Consider the following 346-nt stretch of genomic DNA (forward strand, 5'->3'; position numbering starts at 1 on the left):
GACCGGGTCATCGTTGCCAAGGCCATGAATAAAGCGCCGCAACAGCGTACCGTTGCTGTGATACTCAGCCACCAACTCATCGGCGTCGTACAAATAATCGATGCTGTCGCCGTTGTGTACCGTACGCGTTAAGCGACCGGTGGCATCATAGCTAAGGGTGACCGAATCGTCAGGACCGTTCGCTGCCACCAGCCGATTATGCGCATCGTAAACATAGCTCCACCCATCAAAGCCAGTAAGGTTGCCTGCACTGGTGTAACTCGCGTACTCCGGCGCACCATCTACAGTGACTTGCGTATACTGATTAAGGTTATTCACGCTGTAAAACTCAGTGCTAAGCGTCGGC

The 346-nt window shown here is 53.5% G+C and carries 1 protein-coding gene; it reads right to left on the minus strand.

From position 1 onward, the window contains the following. Positions 1–346, minus strand: a 346-nt coding sequence (locus PSI9734_RS11975) for a hypothetical protein (protein ID WP_217420792.1), incomplete at both ends; no start/stop codon positions are given.

Source organism: Pseudidiomarina piscicola, from assembly GCF_902806985.1.
GTDB classification, from domain to species: domain Bacteria; phylum Pseudomonadota; class Gammaproteobacteria; order Enterobacterales; family Alteromonadaceae; genus Pseudidiomarina; species Pseudidiomarina piscicola.